This is a genomic window from Nocardioides sp. LML1-1-1.1 (assembly GCF_040676175.1).
Classification (GTDB): Bacteria; Actinomycetota; Actinomycetes; order Propionibacteriales; family Nocardioidaceae; genus Nocardioides.
In genome coordinates this window covers 257,342-282,673 of sequence record NZ_JBEGHK010000001.1, presented here as the reverse complement: position 1 = coordinate 282,673, position 25,332 = coordinate 257,342, and the positions used below count along the sequence as shown (strand labels likewise).

Here is a 25,332-nt window from a genome sequence, read left to right as displayed (position 1 = left end):
CATGACCGAGACGCACCGCGGCTGTCCGGTGAGCCACACCGACTTCACCGGGCACGCCCCGATCCTCAGCCACTACGGGCTGCTGGACGCGGACCGGGAGGAGGCACGCTTCCTCTTCAACGACACCACGGACCGCGGCTTCTTCATGCTGCAGCGCTACGACGACGTGCAGGAGGGCTTCCAGCAGCACGAGACCTGGACGACCGCCGTGCGCAGCGCGCTGCGGCCCGAGACGGGCGAGCCGCTGCTGCCGCAGGACCTCAACGGGCAGCCGCACGTCAAGCTGCGCCGCATCCTCAACCAGTTCTTCGCCCCCGCCGCCGTACGACGGATGGAGCCGCTGGCCAAGCAGCGCTGCATCGAGCTGATCGAGGAGGTCAAGGAGGCGGGGGAGTGCGACTTCGTTCGCGAGTTCGCGATCCGCTACCCCACGGACATGTTCCTCGCCCTGCTCGGCCTGCCGGTCAGCGACGGGGAGCAGTTCCTGGAGTGGTCCGACGACTACTTCGGCGCCCTGCTCGCCGGTGACCCCGGCCGCGCCGAGGCGGCGAAGACCAGCATCATGAAGTACTTCGACGAGGCCGTGACCGAGCGGCGCGCGAACCCGCGCGACCCGAAGGAGGACATGGTCTCCCGGTTGGTCGAGGCGCGGATCGACGACGAGGCGCTCACCCACGACGAGATCCTCACGATCTGCCTGACCCTGATGCTCGCCGGTCTCGACACCACGCGCAGCGCGCTGGGCTACATCTACGCCCACCTCGCCCAGCACGACGCCGACCGGCAGGCGATCATCGACGACCCGGCGCTGATCCCCAAGGCCGTCGAGGAGTTCCTGCGGCTCTACCCGCTGGTCTTCCAGGCCGGCCGCGAGGTCCAGGAGGCCGGTGACTTCAACGGCCTGGAGCTGGAGAAGGGCGACGTGGTCTGGCTCGGGGTCGCGCAGGCCAACCGTGACCCGCGCAAGTTCGAGAAGCCCGACGAGTTCGACATCGCCCGGCACAACGCCAACCAGCACCTGGCGTTCGGCGGTGGTCCGCACCGCTGCCTCGGCATGCACCTGGCCCGCCTGGAGCTGAAGGTCGTGCTGGAGGAGTGGCACCAGCGGATCCCGGAGTACCGGATCAAGCCCGGCACCGAGCTGCGCGAGCGCGGCGTCCAGCTGAGCATGTCCTCCCTCCCGCTGGAGTGGACGGTCTGATGTTCATCGCCATCGACGAGGACAAGTGCATGGGCCACGGCCGGTGCTACGCCGTCGCGCCGGACCTGCTCACCGACGACGACGAGGGCTTCGTGGCCGAACGGGGCCGCTGCTGGGAGATCCCGGCCGACCTCGTCGGCCAGGCCCAGGACGCCGCGGACGCGTGCCCGGAGGGCGCGATCGTCGTCACGGAGACCGCGCCGGCCGATGCTTGAGCACCTCCGTGTCCTCGACCTGACCGACGAGCGCGGCCTGCTCTGTGGACGACTCCTCGCCGACCTCGGCGCGGACGTGGTGCAGGTCGAGCCCGCCGGCGGGTCCTCCGCCCGGCAGGCACCCCCTCTTCCCGGAGCAGCGACAGCGACGTCGATGTTCTGGGAGGCCTACGCCGCCGGCAAGCGCGGCGTCGCCCTCGACCTGGACGCCGAGGGCGACGTCGCCGACCTGCGCCGGCTGGCCGCGGTGGCCGACGTCGTGGTCACCTCGTGGCCGCGTGCGTTGCTGGAGCGCCTCGGGCTCGACCCGGCGACGCTCCGCGCCGACCGGCCCGAGCTGATCTGCACCGTGGTGAGCGCGTTCGGCTGGGACGGCCCCAAGGCGTCGTACGCCGACACGGACCTGGTGGTCTGGGCGGCCGGTGGACCGCTGGCCCCGCATCGCGACGGTGACCTTCCGCCGCTGCGGATCAGCGTCCCGCAGGCCTTCCTGCACGCGGCTGCCGACGCCGCGGCGGGCACCATGCTGGCCGTCCTCGCGCGCGGCACGACAGGCCGTGGGCAGGTCGTCGACGTGAGCGCCCAGGAGGCGGTCGGCGTCGCGACCCTGGCCCGGGTGCTGGCGACCGCGGTCGGCGACGACCACCCCGAGTGGCAGACCACGCCGGGCGTGCGCACCGGACGCACCGACCAGAGCGGCAGCGGCGCGGCCACGCCGAACAGCCTGAAGAAGTGGCACTGCGCCGACGGCATGGTCGAGCTGCACCTGTCGATGGGCCCGGCGGCCGGTGGCTTCACGAACAACCTCTTCGCCTGGCTGGCCCAGGAGAGCGCGGTCTCCGAGGAGATCGCTGCCTGGGACTGGCGGGTGCTGCCCGAGCGGCTGGTCTCCGGAGAGCTCACCCACGACGACCTCGACGAGGCGCGCGCCGCCGTCCGGGCCTTCCTGCTCACCAAGACCAAGGCGGAGGTGCTCGACGCCGCGATCGGGCGCAGGCTGTTGTGCATGGCGATCTTCGACATGGCCGACATCGCGGGCAGCCCGCACCTGGCCGAGCGCGGCTTCTGGGGGGAGGTCGCCGTGGGGGAGAGGGACGTGCGGATCCCGGGCCGGATGGCCCAGGTGCGCGGCCCCGAGGGCCCGCGGGTGCGTGGCCGCGCCCCGGCGCTGGGAGAGCACAACGACGTCGTACTGAAGGAATGGCTGGGACGCGCATGACCACCGACGCCCTCGCCGGGCTCAAGGTGCTCGACCTCTCGTGGGTCGTCGCCGGGCCCCTCATCGGCCGCACCCTCGCGGACTTCGGCGCCCAGGTGGTGCGCGTGGAGTCGAGCGTGCGGGTCGAGACCGCCCGGCTGATGCAGCCCTTCCACGGCGGCGTGCAGGACAAGGAGGGCTCCGCGCTCTTCGGCAACTGCAACGCCGGCAAGCTCGGTCTCACTCTCGACCTGAAGTCCCCGGAGGGCCAGCAGGTCGTCCGCGACCTCGTGGCCTGGGCCGACGTCGTCGTCGAGTCGTTCTCGCCGGGCCAGCTCGCCAAGTGGGGTCTCGACTACGACAGCCTGCGAGCCGGCAAGCCCGACCTCGTCATGCTGAGCACCTCGATCGCCGGACAGCACGGCCCGTGGTCGACGCTCGCCGGCTTCGGCAACGTCGGCTCCTCGCTCAGCGGCTTCCAGCACCTCACCGGCTACGCCGACCGCCTGCCGATGGGCACCTTCGGTCCCTACACCGACTACGTCGGCCCGCGGCTCGCGCTCGTCACCCTGCTCGCGGCGCTGGAGAACCGGCGCCGCACCGGCGAGGGCGCCTACATCGACGTCGCCCAGGTGGAGGCGGGGATCTTCTTCCTCTCGCCCCAGGTCGCGCACTTCGGCTACGACGGCACGATCGCCGAGCGGCACGGCAACGCCGACGCGCAGCACGTCCCGCACGGCGTCTTCGCGTGCCGCCCCGAGGACGGCAAGGACCGCTTCGTCGCGGTGGCCGCGCGCGACACCTCCGAGTGGCGTGCGCTCGCCGTCGCGATCGACCGTCCCGACCTCGCCGAGCGCGCCGACCTGGCCGACGCCGACGGCCGCCGGGTGGCGGAGGCCGAGATCGACGAGGCCATCGCCGCCTGGACCGCCGGCCGGTCCGCCACGGACGTGGAGGAGCTGCTGCAGGGGGTGGGCGTGCCGTCGTACCTCGCGGTGAACAGCGACGACTACCCCACCGACACGCAGCTCGCGCACCGCGGGCACCTCGTCGAGCTGCCGCACCCGACGCACGGCACGACCGTCGTGGAGGGCCCGCGCTACGCGCTCTCCGAGACACCGGGCCGCCCGCGCGCGGCCGCACCGACGCTGGGCCAGCACAACGAGCAGGTCCTCACCGACATCCTCGGCTACGACGCCGAGCGGATCGCCGTACTCACCGAAGGAGGGATCCTGCGATGACCGCCGCCGCGGACACCGACCAGGACTGGAAGGCCGACTGGCAGGAGGTGGTCGACGCGATCGGCCGCGACTTCGCCGACGGCGCGGTCACGTGGGGAGGCGATGCCGTCGAGCGCGGCGGGATCCGCCGCTACCTCGAGCCGCTGGAGCTCGACTGTGCGCTGCACACCGACCCCGGGACCGCCCGTGCGGCGGGCTACGCCGACGTCACGATGCCGGCCACCGGCGTCATCGCCTGGACCATCCCCGCCGCGTGGACGCCCGGGCAGGTGCTCTTCGACAGCGCCGAGCGCGACGCCCAGCCGGTGCACAGCGCGATCAACAACGCCGGGATGACGCTCGGCCCGCGCACCACGGGCTTCTTCGGCACCGACATCGAGGTGGACTTCCTGCGCGACGTCGTCGCGGGGGAGCGGATCGGCCGGCGTGGCAAGCGGCTGGTCGCCTGCACGCCCAAGGAGACCGGCGTCGGGCGCGGCGCCTTCCTGACCTGGGAGAGCGAGATCGTCACCGAGACCGGGGACCTGGTCGGCCGGATCCGGATCGGCACCTACGCCTACGTCCCGCACGAGCAGAAGAGGGACGCGTCGTGACCACATCGCCTGGGCTGGCCGGTCTGGAGGGCCGCCGCTTCGAGGACGTCGAGGCCGGCGAGCAGCTGCCCGTCGTCGAGCTGCCGCTCACCGTCTACCGCCTCGTGATGGCCGCCGGCGCCAACCGGGACTTCAACTCCATCCACCACAACACGGAGTACGCCCGCACCACCGGTGCGGAGGAGATGTACGCCAACACCTCCTTCCTGATGAGCTCCTGGGAGCGCAGCGTGCGCGACTGGATGGGGCTCTCGGGCCGGATCCGCTCGATCCGCGGCTTCCGGATGCGCTCCTTCAACTACGTCGGCGACACGCTCCGCGTCCTCGCCGAGGTGAGCGCGACCCGCCTCGACGGTGCGGACGGCGTCGTGGAGATCGCGATCCGCTGCGAGAACAGCAAGGGCGTCAGCGTCGGGCCGGGCACGGTCGAGGTCGTGCTGCCGCGTCGTACCAACGAGGGACAGGAGGCGTCGTGAGCGTCGCCATCGCCGGGCTCGGGATGACCGAGATGGGCAAGATCTACGGCCGCAGCGCCACCGACTTCGCGGTCGAGGCGATCACCAAGGCGGCCGCCGACGCCGGGCTGGGCCTGGCCGACATCGACGGCCTGTACGTCAACCCGGGCGTCAAGAACGACACGGACCTGCGCCTGCAGTCCACCCTGCAGATGCGCAACACCCGCCTGCTGGCGACGATCCAGGGCTTCGGCTCCTCCGCCGGCCAGATGGTGCAGTACGCCGCGATGGCGATCGACGCCGGCATGGCCGAGGTCGTCGCGTGCGTCTACGCCGACGCTCCGCTCAAGGAGGGCAAGCGGGCCGGTGCGTCGTACCCGGGCCAGGCGCGGGCCATGGAGGGCGTCGGCTCCCTGCCGTTCGCCGCCGGCCTCAAGGCCGCGCCGGAGCGGTACGCCGTCGCCGCGCGCCGTCACATGGAGCGTTACGGCACGACCAGCGAGCAGCTCGGCGCGGTCGCCGTCGCCGCCCGCGAGTGGGCCGCGATGAACCCCGCCGCGCAGATGCGCGAGCCGATCACGCTCGAGGACCACCAGTCCTCGCGGATGATCGCCGACCCGCTGCGCCTGCTCGACTGCTGCCTGGTCAGCAACGGCGCGGTCGCGATCATCGTCACCAGCGCCGAGCGCGCGGCGACCCTGCGGCAGCCGCCCGTGCACGTGTGGGGCTGGGGCCAGGGGCACCCGGGCTACGTCAACCGGCGCGACAGCGAGTTCGGCCTCGTCACCGGTGCCGCCCAGTCCGGCGCGGACGCGCTGAAGATGGCGGGGGTCGGCGTCGAGGAGATCGACGTGCGCGAGCTCTACGACTGCTTCACCTACACGACCCTGGTGACGCTGGAGGACTACGGCTTCTGCGGGAAGGGCGAGGGCGGCGAGTTCGTCGCCAGCGGCGCGATCGCCCCCGGCGGATCGCACCCGACGAACACCGGCGGCGGCGAGCTGTCGTCGTACTACATGTGGGGAATGACCCCGCTGTCCGAGGCGGTCGTCCAGGCCCGCGGCCAAGGTGGCGAGCGCCAGGTCGAGAAGCACGACCTGGTCATGGTCAGCGGCAACGGCGGTGTCCTCGACTTCCACTCCACGCTCGTGCTCAGCCCCCACCCGAAGACGAGGTGACCGCGATGTCCCTGGCTCCCGTCGTCCGTGACGACTTCTCCGCCCCCTTCTTCGAGGCATCCGCCGAGGGCCGGCTGCTGCTGCGCTACTCGCCCTCCAGCGGCGAGTGGTCCGAGCCCGCCGCCCGGTTCTGCTCGCTCACCCAGGCCGACGACCTGGAGTGGCGCGAGGCCTCGGGCCGCGGCTCCCTCGTCTCCTGGACCATCAAGCCCGGCCGGCCGGTCGACGGCCAGCCCGCGGTCGACACGGTGATCGGGATCGTGGAGACCGAGGAGGGACCCTGGCTCACCCTGCTCCTGCCCGACGCGGACGTCTCCCTGCTCCGGGTCGGTGCGCCGGTCGTCGTACGTTTCGTGCGGCCGGAGGGCTCCGAGCACCTGCCGGTGGGTGTGCTGGGCTGAGGTCCGCTCGGCGTAGTCGCGGGGGACTCTGGCGCGGAGTCCGGGCCTGAGGGGGCCCGGGCGGGGGTAGTCCCTGACGAAAAGCACTGATTTGGCGCCCGAAACCGTGCTTTTCGTCAGGGACTACGCCGACCGGAGCCCTCAGAAGGTGACGATCGTGCGGGCCGCGGTCGCGCTGTCGATCCCGTCGAGCGCGTCGGCGAGCCCGTCGATCGAGACGGTCGCGCCCTGGAGGGCGTCGAGGTCGAGCCGGCCGGAGAGGTACATCTCCGCGTAGAGCGGTACGTCGACCCGCAGCCGCGTCCCGCCCAGGCGCGAGCCCTGCAGCCGCTTCTCGGCGAGCAGGTCCGTGGCGGGGATCTCGATCGTGTCGCCGGGCCGGGCGAGGCCGACCACGGTGGCGGTGCCGCGGGTGCCGAGCATCGCGAACGCCTGCTGGATCGTGGCGGGCAGGCCGACCATCTCCAGGGCGTGGTCCACGCCTCCGGTCAGCTCGCGGACGGCGGCGACCGGGTCGGTCTCGGCGGCGTTCACGACGTCGGTGGCGCCGAGCCGCCGGGCGAGGTCGAGCTTCTCGGGCATCCGGTCGATCGCGACGACCCGTGAGGCGCCGGCGAGGACGGCGCCCTGCACGGCGCTGAGCCCGACGCCGCCGCAGCCGACGACGGCCACGCTCTGGCCGACCCGTACGGCGGCGCTGTGCCGCACCGCGCCCAGGCCGGTGATGACGGCGCAGCCCAGCAGGGCGGCCTTGTCGAGCGGCATCCCGGCGGGGACCTGGGCGATGCTGGAGGCCTGCACCAGCATCTCCTCGGCGAAGCTGCCGATGCCGACGAACTGGGTGACGGGTGCGCCGTCCAGCGTCAGCCGCGGGGTGCCGTCGGCGCGGACCCGGACCAGGTTCGTGCAGTGCTGGGGGAGCCCCTGGCTGCACCAGGTGCAGGTGCCGCAGGAGCCGGCGGGGGCGACGACGACCGCGTCGCCGGGCGCGATCCCGCTGACCGCGGCGCCCACCTCGAGGACGACGCCGGCCGCCTCGTGGCCGAGCACGGTCGGCAGGCCGAGGGCCGGGTTGCCGCCGGTCTGGCCGTGGCGGTCGGAGTGGCAGATGCCGGTGGCGGCGGTGCGGATGCGCACCTCGCCGGGCTGGAGCGCCGCGACCTCGATGTCCTCGAGGACGACCTGTTGATCGAACTGGTGCAGCACGGCAGCCTTCACCGGTGGGCCCCTCTCTCTTGCCTGTGTGACGGACGTTACCGTAGATTGCTGATCATCAAAACCATGGATTTGGGCTGAGGAGAGGACACACGCGTGGCCGGGATCGACGTCGAGACCAGGGACAACGTCCGCTGGATCACGATCAACCGCCCCGAGCGGCTCAACGCCTACGACCTGGAGATGGCGCGCACGCTCATCGCCGCCTTCGAGGACGCCGCGCCGTACGACGCCGTCGTGCTCACCGGCGCCGGCGGCGCCTTCTGCGCCGGCGGTGCGCTCGACCAGCTCGGCGAGCCGGACCCCGAACAGCTGCGCGCGCTCTTCACCGGCTCGCTGCGCCTGGTAGACGCGATCCGCGCCTGCCCGCGCCCGGTCATCGCGGCGGTCGACGGCCCCGCGGCCGGCGGCGGCAACGAGCTGGTCGTGGCCTGCGACTTCGCGATCGCGACCGAGCGCTCGACCTTCGGCCAGACCGGCCCCAAGGTCGGCTCCGCGCCGGTGCTCGGCGCGACCAACCTGATGGCGGTGCAGATCGGCGAGAAGCGGGCCAAGGAGATGGCGATGCTGTGCCGGCGCTACTCCGCGCAGCAGGCGCTCGCGATGGGCCTGGTCAACGAGGTGACGCCGGACGACGGGCTGGTCGAGGCCGTCGAGCGCTGGCTCGGCGAGATCGCCCGGCTCAGCCCGCGCTACCTGGAGATCGCCAAGATCAGCTCCAACCAGTGGTGGAACCAGTCGAAGGACAACATGAACGCCGGCCTCGGGATGCTCATCCAGGCCATCGGCAGCGAGGACATGCTCGAGGGAGCCAACGCCTTCCTGGAGAAGCGCAAGCCCGACTTCCGCGCCGCGCGGCGCGCCCAGCAGACCGAGAAGGACGACCAGTGAGCCTCCGTCATTACCGCGACCTCCAGCCCACCTTCGCCGACCGCGGCCAGTGGGCGCTCCCCACGGTGCTCCGGCACCACGCGGCCGAGCGGCCCGGCGCCGTGTGGCTGGACTGCCCGGAGGAGGCGCGCACGTGGACCTTCGCCGAGACCCTGGCCGCCGCCGAGCGGGTGGGCCGCAGCTTCCTGCACGCCGGCGCGGAGCAGGGTGACCGGGTCGTCCTGGTCGCCCAGAACTCGTCGTCGTTCGTGCGCACCTGGGTCGGCACCGCGGTCGCCGGCCTGGTCGAGGTGCCGATCAACACCGCCTACGAGCACGACTTCCTCGCCCACCAGGTCAGCACCGTCGAGGCCACGCTCGCCGTCGTCGACGACGTCTACGCCGCGCGCTTCGTCGCGATCGCCGAGGCCGCCAAGTCGATCCGCAAGTTCTGGGTGATCGACACCGGCTCGCGCGAGGAGGCGATGGCGACCCTGCGCGCTGCCGGCTGGGAGGCCGCGCCCTTCGAGGAGCTCGACGAGGACGCCACCGCCCCGGAGGTCGTGGACGGCACGATCGCGCTGCCCGACGTACGACCGCAGGACCTGGCGTCGGTGCTGTTCACCTCCGGCACCACCGGCCCGAGCAAGGGCGTGGCGATGCCGCACGCGCAGATGTACTTCTTCGCCGACGAGTGCGTCTCCCTGGTCCGGCTCACCCCCGACGACGCGTGGATGTCGGTGACGCCGCTGTTCCACGGCAACGCGCAGTTCATGGCGGCGTACCCGACCCTGGTCGCGGGCGCCCGCTTCGTCACCCGCAGCAGGTTCTCCGCGAGCCGCTGGGTCGACCAGCTGCGCGAGAGCCGGGTGACGGTCACCAACTTCATCGGCGTGATGATGGACTTCATCTGGAAGCAGGAGCCGCGCGCGGACGACGCCGACAACCCGCTGCGCGTGGTGTTCGCGGCGCCCACGGCCGCGACCCTGGTGGGGCCGATGAAGGAGCGCTACGGCATCGAGGCGTTCGTCGAGGTGTTCGGCCTGACCGAGACCTCCGCCCCGATCATCTCCCCGTACGGCGAGGACCGGCCCGCCGGTGCGGCCGGGCTCGCGGCCGACGAGTGGTTCGACGTACGGCTGGTCGACCCGGAGACCGACGAGGAGGTCGCCACCGGCGAGATCGGCGAGCTCGTCGTCCGCCCGAAGGTGCCCTTCATCTGCTCGATGGGCTACTTCGGGATGCCCGACAAGACCGTGGAGGCCTGGCGCAACCTGTGGTTCCACACCGGCGACGCGCTGCGCCGCGACGAGGACGGCTGGTTCTACTTCGTCGACCGGTTCAAGGACGCGCTGCGGCGCCGCGGGGAGAACATCAGCTCCTACGAGATCGAGACCTCGATCCTCGCCCATCCGGCCGTCGTGGAGTGCGCGGTGATCGCCGTCCCCGCGTCCAGCGAGGCCGGCGAGGACGAGGTGATGGCCTACGTCATCTTCGGCGGCGACGCCCCCGAGCCGACGGCGGCCGAGCTGTGGGAGCACTGCGACGGCCGGATCCCGTCGTTCGCGGTGCCGCGCTACCTGCGCTTCGTCGAGGACCTGCCGAAGACGCCGTCGCAGCGGGTGCAGAAGGCCAAGCTGCGCAGCCTCGGCGTCACGGCCGACACCCACGACCGGGAGGCCTGATGCATCCCTACCGCACCGTCCTGTTCGTCCCCGCGCACAAGCCGGAGTGGGCGTTCAAGGCGCTCGCCTCGGGTGCCGACTGCGTGGTGCTCGACCTGGAGGACTCGGTCCCGCACGACCTCAAGCCCGGCGCCCGTACGACGGTCCGCGAGACCCTGCCCCGGCTGCGCGCCGAGCGCCCGGAGGTCGGCCTCTTCGTCCGCCCCAACGCACTCGCGACCACGCTGGCCGGCGCGGACCTCGAGGCGGTCGTGTGCCCCGAGCTCGACGGGATCTTCGCGCCGAAGATCAAGGACGCGACCGACGTGCTGCGCTGGGAGACGCTGATCGACTGGTTCGAGGCGCGCAACGGTGCCTCCGGCCTGGAGATGATCGTCCCGGTCGAGATGGTCGACGCGATCACCAACTGCTTCGAGATCGCCGCCGCCTCGCCGCGCGTCGGCGCGATGATCGGGCCGACCTCCGAGCACGCCGACATCGCCCGCGCGGTGGGTTTCCGGCAGTCCCGCGAGGGCTCGGAGACGCTCTACCTGCGCAGCCGGATCCTGCTCGCCTGCCGCCAGCTCGGCCTCCACCCGCTCACCGCACTGTGGGAGGACCTGGGCGACCTCGACGGGCTGCACCAGTTCGCCGACTACGGCTTCCAGCTGGGGTTCCGCGGCATGATCGCGATCCACCCGAGCCACGTGCCGGTGATCAACGACGTGTTCACGCCCTCGGACGAGGAGGTCGCCTACTACGAGGACCTGGTCGCCACCGTCGACGCCGCGGTCGCCCGCGGCGAGGGCGCGGTCCGCTTCCGCGGCCAGCACGTCGACCTGGCGCACGCCGACAAGGCGCGCGACTGGCTGGCGCACGCCCGCCTGGTCCGCCGCGACTGATGCGCGCCTTCGTCCTGGACCGGGACGGGTGGGGCCTCATGGACGTCCCCGACCCGCGCCCGGGCCGGGGCCAGGTCGTCGTCCGTACGACGGCCGCCGGGCTCTGCCACTCCGACCTCACCCTGGCCGGACGGGATCCCGGTGCCCACCCCTTCGCCCTGCCCCTCGTGCTGGGCCACGAGCTCGCCGGGACGGTCGTCGAGCTCGGGCCCGGGGTGGCGCCCGGTGAGCTGTCCGTCGGCACCCCGGTGGTCGGCTACGGCCCGCGCGGGTGCGGCCGCTGCACGACCTGTGCGGCCGGCGCGGAGAACTACTGCCGGGCCCCCGGGCCCCGCTTCCCGCCGGGTCTCGGGGCCCAGGGCGCCCTGGCGGACCACGTCGCCGTGGACGCCACCCACCTGCTGGCCGCCCCCTGCGTCGACCCCGCGCAGGGGGCGGCCCTCTCCGACGCCGGGCTCACCGCGGCGCACGCCCTGGGCCGGGCGCTCGGCGCGCTCGGTCTGCCACCCGCCGAGGTGAGCGTCGTGGTGGTCGGGATCGGCGGGCTCGGGCACGTCGCGGTGCAGCTCGCTCGTCGTACGGGCGCCCGGGTGGTGGCCGTCGACCCGGTGCCCGCCAAGCGAGCGCTCGCCGCCCGGCTGGGTGCGGACGTCGTGCTCGCGCCGGGTGAGGACCTGGAGCCCGCGGTGCGGGTGCTCACCGAGGGCCGGGGCGCCGACGTGGTGCTCGACCTGGTCGGCTCGCCCGCCACCGTGGCGCAGGCCGCGGCGCTCGTGGCGGTCAACGGCGTCGTGTCGGTGGTGGGCGTGGGCAGTGGGCGGCTGCAGGTCGGCATGCACGCGCTGCCGCTGGGCGTGCGCACCGACCTGCCGTTCTGGGGGACCCGGCCGGAGCTGGCCGCGCTGCTGGACCTGGCGGCCGCCGGCGAGGTGCGGGTCGAGGTCGAGGAGGTCGCGCTCGCGGACGTCGCCGACACCTACGCGCGGCTGGCCGCGGGCACGGTCCCGGGCCGCGCGGTGATGGTGCCGGCCCTTGACCGGTGATCGAAATCACTGATAAGGATTATATCGATCATCATCGCAATGAAAGGCGGCCGTCCATGCTCGCAGGTCTCAGGAGAGGGCGGCCGCGTGGCACGGCCCTCGTCGCAGTGCTCGCCTCGGCATCCCTCGCCCTCGCCGGGTGCTCCGGCTCGTCGGCGACCGAGGAGACCAACGCGGGCGGGGTGAGCATCGAGTACGGCGCCCCCAAGTCGGCGTACGTCGACGCGCTGGCCGACATGCAGCCCGTCACCCTCGCCATCCAGTCCACCGGCCCCAAGGGCTCCGCCACCGGGCGCCGCTTCGAGGACTACGCCGCGGCCGTGAAGGAGTGGTCCGGCGGCAAGATCTCCTTCGAGTTCACCTACTCCAACGGCATGGCCGCGCCCGACGAGGTGCACCTCGCGCTCGCCGACGGCCGCCTCGACATCGGCTCGGTGATGCCCGCGCTGGTGCCCGACGACCTGCCCGCCGCCAACGCGATGGGCGACCTGAGCCACCTCGGCCGCCAGACGCCCGTCGACTGGATGCTGCAGTGGCACGGCATCATGCTCGACATGGCGGCGTCGACGTCCGACGTCGACGACGAGTACGAGAAGCACGGGATGAAGCTGCTGCTCCCGGCCTTCGGCTCCGGCGCCTACATGCCCTACTGCACCGACTCCGGCACCTCCGCGAAGGCGCTGAAGGGACGCGGGGTCGCCAGCCAGAGCAAGGTGCAGAACGCCGAGGCCGACGCGCTCGGCCTCACGCCGAGCTCGATCAGCTACGCCGAGATGTTCGAGGGCCTGGAGCGCGGGGTCATCGACTGCGCGTTCAGCACGGTCACCGGCGCCGCGCTCGGCGGCTTCATCCCCGCCGCCCCGCACGTCGCCTTCGCCGAGGACGAGGGCTTCAACTCCCCGGCCGGCACCATCGCGATCAGCCTGGCCCGCTGGAACGAGCTCCCGCTCGCCGCGCAGCAGCTGATGTTCGACCGCCTCGACGTGCTGCTCCAGGCCAACTTCGAGGGCGCCTGGGAGAACACCGCCGCCGCCGTCGCGGCCGTCCAGAAGGCGAAGGGCGAGATCGCGCCCTTCGACGAGGACGTCGTCGCCGAGCTCACCGCCGTCCACGACGGGGTGGAGAAGAAGGTCGCCGCGAGCGAGGCCGTCTCCGACGGCCAGGCCCTGGTCGACGCCGCCAAGAAGGCGGAGGCCGACTGGGCCACCCGCATCGACGGTCTCGGCATCGACGGCGTCGGCACGTCGTACGACGACTTCGCGGACTGGTACGCGAAGGGCGTCCCGGACCTCCAGCCCTACTTCGACGCGCTGTGGGACGGCGCCATGGGCGAGCGGCGTCCCGCGTGACCTACGACAGCGACCCCGTCCACGAGGACATCCGGCAGGGGATGCGCGACCTCTGCGCGAAATTCCCCGACGACTACTGGGCCGAGCGCGACGAGCGCCACGAGTTCCCCTGGGACTTCTACGGCGCGATCACCGACCACGGCTGGCTCGGCCTCACCATCCCCGAGGAGTACGGCGGCGGCGGGCTCGGCGTCACCGAGGCCGCCATCGTGGAGCGGGAGATCGCCGCCTCCGGCGCGGGCATGGGCGGCTGCAGCGCCGTGCACATCGGGATCTTCGGGTTCGAGCCGATCCTCCACCACGGCAGCGAGGACCTGAAGCAGCGCTTCCTGCCGCGGGTCCCGAAGGGCGACCTGCAGATCTCCTTCGCGGTCACCGAGCCGGACGCGGGCACCGACACCACCAACCTGTCGACCTTCGCGCGCAAGGTCGACGGCGGGTGGCTGGTCTCGGGCAAGAAGGTCTGGATCTCCAACGCCCAGCAGGCCGAGCGGATGCTGCTGCTGGCACGCACCACGCCGAAGGAGCAGTGCGCGCGTCGTACCGACGGGCTGACGGTGTTCTTCGCGCCCGTGGACCGGGAGCGGGTCACCATCCGGCCGATCCCCAAGATGGGCCGCAACTCCGTCGACAGCAACGAGCTGTTCATCGACGACCTCTTCGTCGCCGACGAGGACGTGGTCGGCGAGGTCGGCCGCGGGTTCCAGGTGATCCTCACCGGCCTCAACGCCGAGCGGGTGGTCGCGGCCAACGCGATGCTCGGCATCGGCGAGGCCGCGCTTCGGCGCGGGGTGCAGTACGCCAAGGACCGGGTGGTCTTCGGTCGCCCGATCGGGCAGAACCAGGGCCTGTCCTTCCAGCTCGCCGAGGCCAAGATCCGGATCGAGGCCGCGGACGCGGTGCTGCAGAAGGCCACCTGGCTGGTCGACCAGCAGCGCCCGTGCGGGGCGGAGGCCAACTACGCCAAGTGGCTGTGCGCGGAGGCGGGCTACTACGCCGCCGACGTCGCGCTGCAGGTGCACGGCGGGATGGGCTACAGCAAGGAGTTCCACGTCGAGCGGTACTTCCGCGAGGCCCGGCTGATGCGGATCGCCCCGATCAGCCAGGAGATGGTGCTCAACTACGTCGCCGAGCACGTGCTCGGCCTGCCGAGGAGCTACTGATGCGCGGGTTGTGGTTCGAGGAGTTCGAGGTCGGGAAGGTCTACCGGCACGCCTTCCGTCGTACGGTCACCGAGGCGGACAACGTGCTCTTCACGTCGCTGACGATGAACGTCGCGCCGATCCACCTGGACGCGGAGTACGCCAAGACCACGATCCACGGGCGGCCGCTGGTCAACAGCCTCTTCACCGTCGCCCTGATCGGCGCGTTCCACGTGCCCGAGCTGACGATGGGGACCACGCTCGGCAACCTCGGCTACGAGGACGTCCGCTTCCCGGCGCCGGTCTTCCACGGCGACACCCTGCGCGGGGAGACCACGATCGTCGACAAGCGGCTGTCGTCGAGCCGCGACGACTCGGGGGTCGTGTGGTTCGAGCACCGCGGCTACAACCAGGACGACGTGCTGGTGATGACCTGCAAGCGGGCCGGGCTGATGTTGCTCGCGCCGGCCGAGGAGGCCGCGTCGTGACCGAGGCCTTCCCGCACGTCTTCGACCCGATCACGATCGGCACGATGCGCCTGCGCAACCGGGTGATGGTGCCGCCGCACGGCTCCGGCATCGGCAACCTGTGGGGCACCGAGGCCGAGGCGGAGACGCACATGGCCTACTGGGAGTCGCGCGCGCTCGACGGTGCCGCGTGGATCGACGGCGTCCGCGGCCGGGTGCGCAACCCGGTCATCCCCGGCTTCGAGACCGGCGGCTACGGTGCGGAGACGATCGGCAACTACCGCCAGCCCAACTACGTCGAGCGGGTGCAGGAGCTGGCCACGCGCCTGCACCGCGCGGGCGCCGTCGTCACCTCGCAGCTCACCGTCATCGGCGGCGTCCCGCAGTCGCCCGGGCGGGTGCTCAGCTCGCCGCTGACCAACGCCCGGCCGCACGTGATGTCCCTGGCCGACATCGCCGAGTACGTCGAGGAGTACCGCTACTCCGCCACCCGGGCCCGTGAGGCCGGGCTCGACGGCATCGAGCTGCACCTCAACCACGACGACATGCTCGAGTGGTTCCTCTCGCCCCTGACCAACGACCGCACCGACGCCTACGGCGGGTCCCTGGAGAACCGGGCCCGGTTCGCTGTCGAGTCGCTGCGCGCCGTACGGGACGCGGTGGGGTCGGACCTCACCGTGGGGGTGCGCTTCAACCTGCGCGAGGAGATGCCCGAGGGCTACGACGAGTCCGGGGGCGTCGAGGTCGCCCAGCTCCTGGAGGCGACCGGCCTGGTCGACTACCTGCACGCCGTCGTCGGCTCCCCGTGGGGCGACCCGAGCTACATCCAGCCGCAGTACTACGGTCCCGCGCAGTGGGCCGAGCTCGCCGGCCGGGTCCGCAAGGAGGTCTCGCTGCCCGTCGTCTACGCCGGCCGCGTGAACACCGTCGAGGTCGCCGAGCAGGTGCTCGCCGCGGGCCACGCCGACGTTGTCGGGATGGCGCGGGCCTACCTCGCCGAGCGGGACCTGCTCACCAAGGCCCGCACCGGCCGCGCGATCGAGATCCGTCCGTGCGTGGGCGGCAACGACTGCATCAGCCGCCAGTACGCCGAGGGCCTGCCCTTCGGCTGCGCGGTCAACCCGCACGTGAAGACCGAGGTGTCGGGGCGGTGGGGGCTGGACGGATGGGGTGTCGCGGCGCTCGCTCGCGACCTGCTCGTCGTCGGCGCCGGCCCAGCGGGCCTGGAGCTCGCCGCCCTGGCCGCAGAGAGCGGCCACCGGGTGCGGCTGTGGGAGGCCACCGACCGGATCGGCGGCCAGCTCGCGACGGCCGCTCAGGCGCCGACGTTCGAGAGGTACGCCGAGTACCTCGCCTGGCAGTCCGCCCGCCTCGACCGGCTCGGCGTCGACGTACGGCTGGGGGTGCGGGCGTCCGCCGACGACGTGGTCGCCGCCGGCGCCGACGTGGTCGCGATCGCCACCGGTGCCCGCCCGCACCGCCCGGCGCTGCCCGGCGTCGACCTGCCGCACGTGCTGGACGCGGCCGCGGTGCTGGAGGGTGCGCCCGTGGGTGCGCGCGTGCTGGTGATCGCCCGTGACGACCACCTCCCGCCGCTGACCGTCGCCGACCTGCTCTCCGGCCAGGGCCACGACGTCACCCTCGTCTACGGCGCCGCCCAGCCCGGCCAGCTGCTCGGCCGCTACATCCTCGGCGGCATCCTGGCCCGCCTCCACCGCCGCGGCGTGGCCTTCCGCCACCTGGAGGAGGTCCGCGCGATCCGCCCCGACGGGGTCGACGTCCGTCACGTCTACACCTTCGAGCCGGCCACGCTCGACGGCTTCGACAGCGTGGTGCTCGCCTGCGGCGCCGACAGCGACGCCGCCCTGTACGGCGAGCTCGTCGGGCGGGTCCCCGAGCTGCACGTCCTCGGTGACGCCTACGCCCCCCGCCGCCTCTCCTTCGCCACCCGGCAGGCCTACGCCCTCGCCGAGGCCCTGCTGTAGGTGGGCGCGGCGGGGCCGTGGGGTGGTCGTCTCCCGGGGGTAGTCCCTGACGAAAAGCACTGATTTCCGGCCCGGATCAGTGCTTTTCGTCAGGGACTACCCCCGCAGGAGGCACCCCTGCGGATAACTTCCGCGCCGATCCGGCGTTCTGTTGCATCCTCGCCGGGTGCACGACCTTCGGCCCGGGCTCGTACGTCCGGTGCGGCTCGACCCGCTCGGACTCTCCGGTCCGACGCGGTGGCAGGCGCGCACGCGTGCGTGGCGCCGGACGAGCCGGGGCTTCTACGTCCCCGCCTCCGTCGACGCCGCCGACGTCGAGCAGCGGATCCTCGAGGCATCGGTGGTCGTCCCTCGTGGAATGGGGATCACCGGCTGGGCTGCGGCGCGCTGGCAGGGCGCCCGTTGGTTCAGCGGCACCGGCACGGCCGCCGCGCCGCTTCCCGTGACGATCCTGATCAGCACCTTCGACATCCGGCCGCAGCCAGGGATCGAGCTCTCGGGCGAGGGCACCTCGCCCGATCGCATCATCGACGTCGACGGTGTGCGCGTCACCGACCCGGCCTGGACCACCGCCTTCCTCATGCGCCGCGCAGTCTCCCTCGTGCAGGCCGTGGTCGCGCTCGACATGGCGGCGTACGACGACCTGGTCTCGCTGGCGGAGGTCGCCTCCATCATCGCCGGGCAGCGCTCGTGGACCGGCGTGCCCCAGGCCCGCGCGGCCTTGGCGCTCGCCAGCGAGAACTCCTGGTCGCCGCAAGAGACCGTGATGCGCCTCGCCTGGACCGACGGCACCGGCCTCCCGGCGCCGCTGGCCAACCGCCCGCTCTTCGACCTCACCGGCCGTCACCTCGGCACGCCCGACCTCCTGGACCCGCGGGCCGGCGTCGTCGGTGAGTACGACGGCGCGGTGCACCTCGCTCGCGAGCGGCGCCTCGCCGACGTCCGCGCCGAGGAGCGGTACCGCCAGCACGGGCTCGAGGTGGTCCGGTGGCTCGCCGGCGACCCGGTGGACAGCTTCCGGGCGAGGTTGCTCGCGGCGTACCGGCGCACCGAGGCCCGGATGACGCCGCTCGCCTGCACCGTCGTACCGCCGCCGTGGTGGACACCCACGACCACCGTCGCCCGCCGCCGGTCCCTGACGGGCGACCAGCGCGCCCGCTTCCTTCGCTACCGGGCTGCCTGAACCGCGCATCGGGGGTAGTCCCTGACGAAAAGCACTGATTCGGGCCGGAAATCAGTGGTTTTCGTCAGGGACTACACCGCCGAGGCCCCGGACAGCGCCCGTCAGTAGCGGGCGACGAGCCGCCCGGTCACCCCACCGGCCCGCAGCCGGTCGAGGGCGGCGGGGATGTCGTCGAAGCCGATCAGCTCGAGCGCGGGGGACAGGTCGCCGGAGGCGAACATGTCGTAGACCGCGGCGATGTCCTCGACCGTGCCGCCGCGCGAGCCCATCAGGGTGACCTGCTTGAGGATCAGGGCGTTGGTGGAGATCGTCGACTCCAGCCGCCCCATCCCCACCTGTACGACGCGGCCGTGCTCCCGCACGACCTCGATCGCCGCGGCGGTGGTCGAGCCGAAGCCGGCGAAGTCGACGACCACGTCGAGACCGACGTCGCCGAACGAGGAGATGTCGGTCGCCACCGCGTGCACGCCCAGGTCGCGGGCCATCGGCCACAGCGACTCCTTGGGCTCGGCGGCGTACACCTCGGCGCCGCGGAGCACGGCGATCCGGGCGCCGACCTGGCCGAGCCCGCCGAGGCCGATGATGCCGACCTTGTCGCCGGGGCCGACCTCGCCCCGCACCACCACCGCGCGGTACGGCGCCCGGCCGGCGTCCGTGCCGGCAGCGGCCAGCTCGATGGACAGCCCGTCGGGCACCGGGACGAGGTCGGCGGCATCAGCGACGGCGTACGGCCCGTAACCACCGTCGCGGCCCAGGCCGGGGCGGCTGGTGCCGGCGGGGTTGATCGCGACCCGGTCGCCGGGCGACCAACCGGTCACCCCGGGACCGAGCGAGGCCACCACGCCGGCCACCTCGTGGCCGAGGGTGAGCGGGAACGGGCCGACCCGGGCGGTCCAGGTGGCGTCGTCGAGGATGCCGACGTCGGTGTGGCAGAGACCGGCGGCCTGGACGGCGACCAGCACCTGCCCCGGCCCGGGCTCGGGGCGGGACACCGGGGTGAGCAGCAGCGGCTCACCGGTCCCGGTCATCTGCCACGAGCGCAGCACCGGATCAGGCACCGGATCAGGCACCGGCTCAGGCACCCGTCCACTCCGGCGCACGCTTCTCGACGAAGGCCAGTGCGCCCTCCTTGGCATCGGCCGACTCGCGGACCGGGTTCACGAACGACTCCTGCCGCTCGAACTTCTCCGCCAGCGGCCAGTCGACCGAGCGCACCATCACCTGCTTGGAGGCGGCCAGGGCGAGCGGTGCGTTGGCGGCGACCTCCTCGGCCAGCTCCAGCGCGGCCTCCAGCGCGCCCCCCGGCGAGGTGAGCCGGTTGACCAGGTGCACGTCGGCGGCGTCGGTGGCCGGCCACATCCGGCCGGTGAGGACCAGCTCCATCGCGAGGTGGTACGGGATCCGGTGCTGCAGGCGGAGCAGGCCGCCCGCGGCGGCGGTGAGGCCGCGCTTGACCTCCGGCAGGCCGAACTTCGCGGCCGAGGAGGCGACGACCAGGTCGCAGGACAGCACGATCTCGAAGCCGCCGGCCAGGGCGTAGCCCTCGACGGCCGCGATCACCGGCTTCGTCGGCGGCTGCTTCACGATGCCCGCGAAGCCGCGGCCCTCCACGACCGGCCGCTCGCCGCGGGCGAAGCCCTTGAGGTCCATCCCGGCGCAGAAGGTGCCGCCGGAGCCGGTGATCACCGCGACGCTGAGGTCGGCGCGCTCGTCGAGCAGGGTGAGCGCGTCGGCGATCTGGTGCGCCATCGCCATCGACATGGCGTTCTTGGCCTCGGGCCGGTTCATCGTCAGCACGAGGACGCGGCCGCGTTCCTCGACGAGCAGGTCGGGCTGGTCGGTCACAGCGGTCTCCTCGGTCATCGGGGGCTCATCCGGATCGCGCCGTCGAGGCGGATCGTCTCGCCGTTGAGGTACGGGTTCTCCACGACCTGCTGGGCGAGCATCGCGAACTCGTCGGGCTGCCCGAGCCGCGCCGGGTTGGGCACCTGGGCGCCGAGGCCGTCGCGGATCTCCTGCGAGAAGCGGGCCAGGATCGGGGTGTCGAAGACGCCGGGGGCGATCGTGTTGACCCGGATCTGCTTGGTGGCGAGGTCGCGCGCGGCGACCAGGGTCATCCCGACGACGCCGGCCTTGGCCGAGGCGTAGGGGATCTGGCCGACCTGGCCCTCCCACGCCGCGACCGACGCGGTCAGCACGCACACGCCGCGCTCGCCGTCGAGCGGCTCGTTGGTGGCCATCCGGGCCGCGGCCAGGCGCAGCACGTTGAAGGTGCCGACCAGGTTGATGTCGATCAGCTGCCGGTAGAGGTCGAGGTCGCCCGCCGAGCCGTCCCGGTCGACCAGGCGCACCGTGCCGCCCTTGCCCGCGCAGTGCACCAGCGCGCGCAGCGGGCCGTGCTCGACGGCGACGTCCAGCGCGGCGTCCACGGCCTGGGGGTCGGTGACGTCGGCGGCGGCGTACGACCCGCCGTTCTCCTCGGCGAGCTCCTTGCCGAGCGCCTCGTTCAGGTCCAGTACGACGACGTGCGCACCCGCGCGCGCCAGGCGGCGCGCGGTCGCCGCGCCCAGCCCGGACGCACCGCCGGTGACGAGGGCCGAGGCTCCGGTGAGGTCCACTGCTTCTCCTTCGTGGGGGCGGCTCAGAGCCGCTCGATGATGGTGGCGTTCGCCATGCCGCCGGCCTCGCACATGAGCTGGAGACCCAGGCGCTGGTCGTTGTCCTCCAGCGCGTGGAGCATGGTGGTCATCAGGCGGGCACCGGAGGCGCCCAGCGCGTGGCCGAGCGCGATCGCGCCGCCACGGGGGTTGAGCAGCGCGGGGTCGACGCCGAACTCGGCCTGCCAGGCCAGCGGCACGGGTGCGAAGGCCTCGTTCAGCTCGACGTGCTCGATGTCGCCGATGCTCAGCCCGCTGCGGGCGAGCACCTTGTGGGTGGCGGGGATCGGGCCGGTCAGCATCAGCATCGGGTCGTCGCCGACGACGGCCATGCTGTGGATCCGGGCGCGCGGGGTGAGCCCGAGCCGCTCGGCGTGCGCGGCCGACATGACCAGCAGGGCGCTGGCGCCGTCGGTGATCTGGGAGGAGTTGCCGGCCGTCACCGACCAGTCCACCTCGGGGAACCGGGCGCTCAGGTCGGGCCTCTCGAAGACCGCCTTGAGGCCGGCGAGCTTCTCCGTCGTCGTACCGCGCCGGATGGTCTCGTCGCGGTCCACCCGGCCGTTCGGGGTGTCGATCGCGATCACCTCGCGATCGAAGGCACCGGAGTCCTGGGCCGCGGCGGCGAGCTCGTGCGAGCGCACGGAGTACTCGTCCAGCTCGCCGCGGGAGAGCTTCCACCGGGCGGCGACCAGCTCGGCGGCGACACCCTGGGAGACCAGGCCGGGGGCGTAGCGCTCGGCCACCCGGGCGCCGTACGGGTCGGCGCCCATGCGCGCCGAGCCCATCACCACGCGGCTCATCGACTCCACGCCGCCCGCCACGACGACCTCGGCCTGGCCGCTCGCGATCGCCTGCGCGGCGAAGTGGATCGCCTGCTGGCTGGAGCCGCACTTGCGGTCGATCGTCGTCGCCGGCACGTGCGCGGGGAAGCCGGCGCCCAACCAGGCCATCCGGCCGGGGGTCGCGGACTGCTCGCCGACCTGGGAGACGCAGCCGACGATCACGTCGTCCACGGTGCCCGGGTCGAGCGCGGGGGAGCGGCCGAGCAGGGTCTCGATGGTCTGCGCCAGCAGGTCGACGGGGTGGACGTCGGCGAGGGCGCCGCCGGCCTTGCCGCGCCCGCTCGGCGTACGCACGGCGTCGACGATCACGACGTCGGAGGGAGTGGGTCCAGTCACACCTAATGCTTATCATGATATTCATCAAGTGTCACGGAACGCTTGACAGCCACCCTGGCAGTGAATCTAGGATAATGATTACAACTGTGGAGGAGGATGTCGTGGCGAACGACGAGTACGCGGAGATCAGGCAGCTGGCTGCCCGGGTCGCCCGCGAGGTCTACGGACCGGTCGCGGAGGCGATGGACGTGCACCGCACGCCTGTCTCCCGCGAGCAGCGCAGGCAGCTGGGCGAGCTGGGGTTCCTCGGCATCGCCCATCCCGAGGAGTACGGCGGCTCCGGAGCCCCGCTGGCGCAGGCGCTCGCCGTCGTCGAGGAGTTCGGCAAGGTGTGCCGTCCGGCGGCCTTCCAGGTCTTCGAGGCCAACACCGGTCCCGCGCAGGTGATCAACCACCTCGGCACGCCCGAGCAGAAGCAGCGCTGGCTGCCCGCCATCATCTCCGGCGAGAAGACCATGGCGGTCGGCATCTCCGAGCCCGACGCCGGCTCCGCCGCGACCGACATGCGCACCACCGCGAAGGTCACCAACGGCACCGTCGTCATCAACGGCAACAAGCGCTGGATCTCCAACGGTGGCGAGGCCGACCAGTACGTCGTCTACTGCCGCCTCTCCGACGCCCCGGGCGCGAAGGGGATCGGTGCGGTCGTCGTCGACAAGGAGACGCCGGGCTTCTCCTTCGGCGCCTCCGAGCGGTTGATGGGTTTCCGCGGCATCCCCTCGGCGGACCTCTACTTCGACAACGTCGAGGTGCCCGAGGAGAACATCGTCGTACCGGCCGGCGGCTTCGGGAAGCTCTTCGGCGTCTTCTCCATCGAGCGGATGGGCAACACCACGATGAGCCTGGCGATCGGCCAGGCCGCGCTCGACAAGACGCTCAAGTACGTCGAGGAGCGCGAGCAGTTCGGCAAGCCGCTCATCGAGTTCCAGAGCATCCAGGTGATGCTCGCCGACATGGTCCTCCAGGTCGAGGCCGCGCGCCTCCTGCGCGACCAGGCCGCCGACTCCGTCGACGCGAAGGGCATGCCCGACCCGCTCAAGGTCTCGCTCGCCAAGTGCACCGCCAACGAGATGGCCAAGCGGGTCACCGACCTGGCGATGCAGATCCACGGCGGCAACGGCTACACCGAGGAGTACGGCCTCGAGCGGCTGCACCGCGACGCCCACGGCTGGGCGATCGCCGGTGGCACGCCCACGATGCAGCGCATCCGCATCGTGTCCGAGGTGCTCGGCCGCAAGTTCGACCAGCGTCGCTGAGGCGACCCGTGACTGCCGCGACCGCGGCAGGGAGGATGGAGCCATGTTCGACCTCAGCCCGGAGCACCGGGAGATCCAGGCCCGCGCGCGCGAGCTCGCCGCCGCCGTCGAGCCCTTCGCCGACGAGGCCGACGAGTACGTCGAGGTGCACCCCAAGGTGCGCAGCCTGCTCGCCGAGAGCGGGCTGGCCCGCCACGTCGTCACCGCCGAGCACGGCGGCGTCTCGGAGGTGCTCGACCCGCTGACGATCGCGGTCGTGCGGGAGGCGCTCATGTACTCCTCCGCGCACCTGGACTCGATGTTCGGCATGCAGGGCGTCGGCAGCTACTCCCTGTCCGCCGGCGGCTCCGAGGAGCTCAAGGCGCACTGGCTGCCGAAGGTCGCCTCGTTGGAGGCGATCGCCGGCCTCGCGCTCACCGAGCCCGACGTCGGCTCCGACCTGCGCGCGGTCACCACCACGGTTGTGGCCGACGGCGACGAGATGGTCGTCAACGGCCGCAAGTCCTTCATCACCAACGGTGGCGCGGCGGACTTCTACTGCACGCTCGTCCGCGAGGGCGAGGGCTGGTCGATGGTGCTGGTCCCGGCCGACTCCCCGGGGCTGACGATCGAGCGCGGCGCGGACCTGATCGCGCCGCACATCCTCGGCGAGCTGACGTTCACCGACGTCCGGGTGCCGGCGGACCACCGCCTCGGCGTACCGGGCAAGGCGTTCTCGCTCATGCTGCAGACCCTGGCGGTCTTCCGGGTCACCGTCGCCGCCTCCGGGGTCGGTCTCGCCCAGGCAGCGCTCGACGAGGCGCGCGACCACGCGCTGGCACGCGAGCAGTTCGGCAAGCCGCTCATCGAGCTCGGCGCCGTCTCGCAGAAGCTCGCCCAGTCCTGGACCGACGTCGAGGCGGCGCGGGCGTTCGTCTACCGCGCCGCGGCGCTGGCGAAGAACGACCCGCTGGGCCACCTCGACTACTCCTCGATGGCCAAGGTGCACGCCACCGAGGCGGCCGCCGCCGTGGTCGACCGCTCGCTGCAGACGATGGGCCGCTTCGGCCTGGTCCGCGGCTCGAAGATCGAGCGGCTCTACCGCAACGCCCGGCCGCTGCGCGTCTACGAGGGGGCCACCGAGGTGCTCCTCGACTCCCTCGCGCGGCGGCTCGCGAAGGGCGCGCGCTGATGGACCTCGGACTGACCGGCAGCGTCGTCCTCGTGACCGGCGCCAGCCGCGGGCTCGGCGCCGCGATGGCGATCGCGCTCGCCCAGGAGGGGGCGTACGTCGTCGCGGCCGCCCGCTCCAAGGACAGCCTCGCCGAGGTCGCCGCCCAGGGCGCCGGCCGGATCTCCACCGTCGAGGCCGACATGCGCGACGAGGACTCCGTCGCCGCGCTCGTGCCCGAGGTGATCGCCCGGCACGGCCGGATCGACGGGCTGATCAACAACGCCGGCATCGCGCCGGCGGGCAAGTTCGCCACCCAGGACCCGGCGATCTGGAAGGACGCGCTCGCCGTCAACGTGGTCGCGCCGATGCTGCTCGCCCAGGCGGCCGGCGTACGGATGATCGAGCAGGGCGCCGGCCGGATCGTCAACGTCGCCTCCACGACCGGCCTGCGTGGCAAGCCTTTCCTGGTGCCGTACTCCACCTCCAAGGGCGCCGTCGTCCGCTTCACCGAGGCACTGGCCGCGGAGTGGGCCGCCAAGAACGTCCAGGTCAACTGCATCGCGCCCGGCGCCTTCGTCACCGAGGCGCAGAAGGCGGTCACCGAGTCGCCCGAGCTGCACGCCAAGCGGATCGCGAAGATCCCTGCGGGCCGGATGGCCGACCCGTCGGAGATCGTGCCGCTGGCCTGCCTGCTCGTCTCGCCCGCGTCGGCGTTCACCACCGGGGCGACGTTCGTCGTCGACGGTGGCGAGTCCGGCAAGCTCTGATCCCCGAGGAGACCGC

General features: G+C 72.5%; 25 protein-coding genes. 20 read left to right on the top strand and 5 right to left on the bottom strand.

The window, feature by feature from the left end:
* Position 1: 1 nt before the first annotated feature.
* Genes MRBLML1_RS01360 through MRBLML1_RS01325 form a run of 8 tightly spaced genes read left to right on the top strand, consistent with a single transcriptional unit; the run spans position 2 to position 6,482 of the window.
* Complete coding sequence (locus MRBLML1_RS01360) at positions 2–1,201, top strand: cytochrome P450 (protein ID WP_364510289.1); 1,200 nt, start codon at positions 2–4, stop codon at positions 1,199–1,201.
* A complete protein-coding gene (locus MRBLML1_RS01355; RefSeq protein WP_364510287.1) occupies positions 1,201–1,416 on the top strand; it encodes a ferredoxin in 216 nt (71 codons plus the stop codon). The genes MRBLML1_RS01360 and MRBLML1_RS01355 overlap by 1 nt, the downstream gene beginning before the upstream one ends.
* Positions 1,409–2,635 (top strand): CoA transferase, encoded by a 1,227-nt coding sequence (locus MRBLML1_RS01350; protein ID WP_364510285.1) that lies wholly within the window; start codon positions 1,409–1,411, stop codon positions 2,633–2,635. The genes MRBLML1_RS01355 and MRBLML1_RS01350 overlap by 8 nt, the downstream gene beginning before the upstream one ends.
* Positions 2,632–3,855 carry a CaiB/BaiF CoA transferase family protein gene (locus MRBLML1_RS01345; protein ID WP_364510282.1) on the top strand — a complete coding sequence of 408 codons (1,224 nt, stop codon included), beginning with the start codon at positions 2,632–2,634 and terminating at the stop codon, positions 3,853–3,855. Before MRBLML1_RS01350 ends, MRBLML1_RS01345 begins: the two co-directional genes overlap by 4 nt.
* Positions 3,852–4,448 carry an FAS1-like dehydratase domain-containing protein gene (locus MRBLML1_RS01340; protein WP_364510279.1) on the top strand — a complete coding sequence of 199 codons (597 nt, stop codon included), beginning with the start codon at positions 3,852–3,854 and terminating at the stop codon, positions 4,446–4,448. Before MRBLML1_RS01345 ends, MRBLML1_RS01340 begins: the two co-directional genes overlap by 4 nt.
* A complete protein-coding gene (locus tag MRBLML1_RS01335; RefSeq protein ID WP_364510277.1) occupies positions 4,445–4,924 on the top strand; it encodes a hypothetical protein in 480 nt (159 codons plus the stop codon). The genes MRBLML1_RS01340 and MRBLML1_RS01335 overlap by 4 nt, the downstream gene beginning before the upstream one ends.
* Positions 4,921–6,081, top strand: coding sequence for a thiolase family protein (locus MRBLML1_RS01330; protein WP_364510275.1), 1,161 nt, complete (start codon positions 4,921–4,923; stop codon positions 6,079–6,081). Before MRBLML1_RS01335 ends, MRBLML1_RS01330 begins: the two co-directional genes overlap by 4 nt.
* Positions 6,082–6,086: 5 nt before the next feature.
* Entirely contained in the window at positions 6,087–6,482 is a 396-nt protein-coding gene (locus tag MRBLML1_RS01325) for a Zn-ribbon domain-containing OB-fold protein (protein ID WP_364510272.1), read from the top strand.
* 141 nt (positions 6,483–6,623) lie between these two features.
* On the opposite strand, the gene MRBLML1_RS01320 is transcribed toward MRBLML1_RS01325, so the two are convergent.
* Positions 6,624–7,700, bottom strand: a complete 1,077-nt coding sequence (locus MRBLML1_RS01320) for a zinc-binding dehydrogenase (RefSeq protein ID WP_364510269.1) — start codon at positions 7,698–7,700, stop codon at positions 6,624–6,626.
* 93 nt (positions 7,701–7,793) lie between these two features.
* On the opposite strand from MRBLML1_RS01320, the gene MRBLML1_RS01315 reads away from it, so the two are divergent.
* The 9 genes from MRBLML1_RS01315 (at position 7,794) to MRBLML1_RS01275 (ending at position 18,302) form a co-directional block, all read left to right on the top strand.
* On the top strand, positions 7,794–8,588 hold the full coding sequence (locus tag MRBLML1_RS01315; protein ID WP_364510267.1) for an enoyl-CoA hydratase/isomerase family protein: 795 nt from the start codon (positions 7,794–7,796) through the stop codon (positions 8,586–8,588).
* Positions 8,585–10,252, top strand: coding sequence for an AMP-binding protein (locus MRBLML1_RS01310; protein WP_364510265.1), 1,668 nt, complete (start codon positions 8,585–8,587; stop codon positions 10,250–10,252). The genes MRBLML1_RS01315 and MRBLML1_RS01310 overlap by 4 nt, the downstream gene beginning before the upstream one ends.
* A complete protein-coding gene (locus MRBLML1_RS01305; protein WP_364510262.1) occupies positions 10,252–11,133 on the top strand; it encodes an HpcH/HpaI aldolase/citrate lyase family protein in 882 nt (293 codons plus the stop codon). The genes MRBLML1_RS01310 and MRBLML1_RS01305 overlap by 1 nt, the downstream gene beginning before the upstream one ends.
* On the top strand, positions 11,133–12,176 hold the full coding sequence (locus MRBLML1_RS01300) for a zinc-binding dehydrogenase (RefSeq protein ID WP_364510259.1): 1,044 nt from the start codon (positions 11,133–11,135) through the stop codon (positions 12,174–12,176). The genes MRBLML1_RS01305 and MRBLML1_RS01300 overlap by 1 nt, the downstream gene beginning before the upstream one ends.
* 56 nt (positions 12,177–12,232) lie before the next feature.
* Complete coding sequence (locus MRBLML1_RS01295) at positions 12,233–13,525, top strand: hypothetical protein (RefSeq protein ID WP_364510256.1); 1,293 nt, start codon at positions 12,233–12,235, stop codon at positions 13,523–13,525.
* Positions 13,522–14,688 (top strand): acyl-CoA dehydrogenase family protein, encoded by a 1,167-nt coding sequence (locus MRBLML1_RS01290; protein ID WP_364510253.1) that lies wholly within the window; start codon positions 13,522–13,524, stop codon positions 14,686–14,688. Before MRBLML1_RS01295 ends, MRBLML1_RS01290 begins: the two co-directional genes overlap by 4 nt.
* A complete protein-coding gene (locus MRBLML1_RS01285; protein ID WP_364510250.1) occupies positions 14,688–15,155 on the top strand; it encodes a MaoC family dehydratase in 468 nt (155 codons plus the stop codon). Before MRBLML1_RS01290 ends, MRBLML1_RS01285 begins: the two co-directional genes overlap by 1 nt.
* On the top strand, positions 15,152–17,119 hold the full coding sequence (locus tag MRBLML1_RS01280; protein WP_364510247.1) for an FAD-dependent oxidoreductase: 1,968 nt from the start codon (positions 15,152–15,154) through the stop codon (positions 17,117–17,119). The genes MRBLML1_RS01285 and MRBLML1_RS01280 overlap by 4 nt, the downstream gene beginning before the upstream one ends.
* Positions 17,120–17,285: 166 nt before the next feature.
* Positions 17,286–18,302: a hypothetical protein gene (locus MRBLML1_RS01275; RefSeq protein ID WP_364510243.1), complete on the top strand. Its 1,017-nt coding sequence runs from the start codon at positions 17,286–17,288 to the stop codon at positions 18,300–18,302.
* A gap of 101 nt (positions 18,303–18,403) precedes the next feature.
* Here the strand turns inward: MRBLML1_RS01275 and MRBLML1_RS01270 are convergent, their stop codons facing one another.
* The 4 genes from MRBLML1_RS01270 to MRBLML1_RS01255 are packed head-to-tail and all read right to left on the bottom strand — an operon-like array spanning position 18,404 to position 22,140.
* Positions 18,404–19,360, bottom strand: a complete 957-nt coding sequence (locus MRBLML1_RS01270) for a zinc-binding dehydrogenase (protein ID WP_364510240.1) — start codon at positions 19,358–19,360, stop codon at positions 18,404–18,406.
* 16 nt (positions 19,361–19,376) lie between these two features.
* Positions 19,377–20,165 (bottom strand): crotonase/enoyl-CoA hydratase family protein, encoded by a 789-nt coding sequence (locus MRBLML1_RS01265; protein WP_364510237.1) that lies wholly within the window; start codon positions 20,163–20,165, stop codon positions 19,377–19,379.
* A complete protein-coding gene (locus MRBLML1_RS01260; protein ID WP_364510234.1) occupies positions 20,162–20,920 on the bottom strand; it encodes an SDR family NAD(P)-dependent oxidoreductase in 759 nt (252 codons plus the stop codon). The genes MRBLML1_RS01265 and MRBLML1_RS01260 overlap by 4 nt, the downstream gene beginning before the upstream one ends.
* Before the next feature lie 23 nt (positions 20,921–20,943).
* Entirely contained in the window at positions 20,944–22,140 is a 1,197-nt protein-coding gene (locus MRBLML1_RS01255) for a thiolase family protein (protein ID WP_364510231.1), read from the bottom strand.
* 101 nt (positions 22,141–22,241) lie between these two features.
* Between MRBLML1_RS01255 and MRBLML1_RS01250 the strand changes: the two genes are divergently transcribed.
* From MRBLML1_RS01250 to MRBLML1_RS01240, 3 genes are read left to right on the top strand one after another with little or no spacing between them, the layout of a single operon-like run.
* The gene (locus tag MRBLML1_RS01250; RefSeq protein WP_364510228.1) at positions 22,242–23,396 is read left to right on the top strand and encodes an acyl-CoA dehydrogenase family protein; all 1,155 of its coding nucleotides are present in this window, start codon (positions 22,242–22,244) and stop codon (positions 23,394–23,396) included.
* A 43-nt stretch (positions 23,397–23,439) separates the two neighbouring features.
* A complete protein-coding gene (locus MRBLML1_RS01245) occupies positions 23,440–24,567 on the top strand; it encodes an acyl-CoA dehydrogenase family protein (protein ID WP_364510226.1) in 1,128 nt (375 codons plus the stop codon).
* A complete protein-coding gene (locus MRBLML1_RS01240; RefSeq protein ID WP_364510224.1) occupies positions 24,567–25,316 on the top strand; it encodes an SDR family NAD(P)-dependent oxidoreductase in 750 nt (249 codons plus the stop codon). The genes MRBLML1_RS01245 and MRBLML1_RS01240 overlap by 1 nt, the downstream gene beginning before the upstream one ends.
* The last annotated feature ends 16 nt before the right edge of the window (positions 25,317–25,332 follow it).

Bases quoted from the DNA above. Each gene is read 5' to 3' on its own strand.
- MRBLML1_RS01300 (WP_364510259.1), top strand. From the start codon at position 11,133: ATGCGCGCCTTCGTCCTGGACCGGGACGGGTGGGGCCTCATGGACGTC.
- MRBLML1_RS01360 (WP_364510289.1), top strand. From the start codon at position 2: ATGACCGAGACGCACCGCGGCTGTCCGGTGAGCCACACCGACTTCACC.
- MRBLML1_RS01350 (WP_364510285.1), top strand. From the start codon at position 1,409: ATGCTTGAGCACCTCCGTGTCCTCGACCTGACCGACGAGCGCGGCCTG.
- MRBLML1_RS01305 (WP_364510262.1), top strand. From the start codon at position 10,252: ATGCATCCCTACCGCACCGTCCTGTTCGTCCCCGCGCACAAGCCGGAG.
- MRBLML1_RS01345 (WP_364510282.1), top strand. From the start codon at position 2,632: ATGACCACCGACGCCCTCGCCGGGCTCAAGGTGCTCGACCTCTCGTGG.
- MRBLML1_RS01340 (WP_364510279.1), top strand. From the start codon at position 3,852: ATGACCGCCGCCGCGGACACCGACCAGGACTGGAAGGCCGACTGGCAG.
- MRBLML1_RS01285 (WP_364510250.1), top strand. From the start codon at position 14,688: ATGCGCGGGTTGTGGTTCGAGGAGTTCGAGGTCGGGAAGGTCTACCGG.
- MRBLML1_RS01265 (WP_364510237.1), bottom strand. From the start codon at position 20,165: ATGACCGAGGAGACCGCTGTGACCGACCAGCCCGACCTGCTCGTCGAG.
- MRBLML1_RS01240 (WP_364510224.1), top strand. From the start codon at position 24,567: ATGGACCTCGGACTGACCGGCAGCGTCGTCCTCGTGACCGGCGCCAGC.
- MRBLML1_RS01325 (WP_364510272.1), top strand. From the start codon at position 6,087: ATGTCCCTGGCTCCCGTCGTCCGTGACGACTTCTCCGCCCCCTTCTTC.
- MRBLML1_RS01295 (WP_364510256.1), top strand. From the start codon at position 12,233: ATGCTCGCAGGTCTCAGGAGAGGGCGGCCGCGTGGCACGGCCCTCGTC.
- MRBLML1_RS01355 (WP_364510287.1), top strand. From the start codon at position 1,201: ATGTTCATCGCCATCGACGAGGACAAGTGCATGGGCCACGGCCGGTGC.
- MRBLML1_RS01245 (WP_364510226.1), top strand. From the start codon at position 23,440: ATGTTCGACCTCAGCCCGGAGCACCGGGAGATCCAGGCCCGCGCGCGC.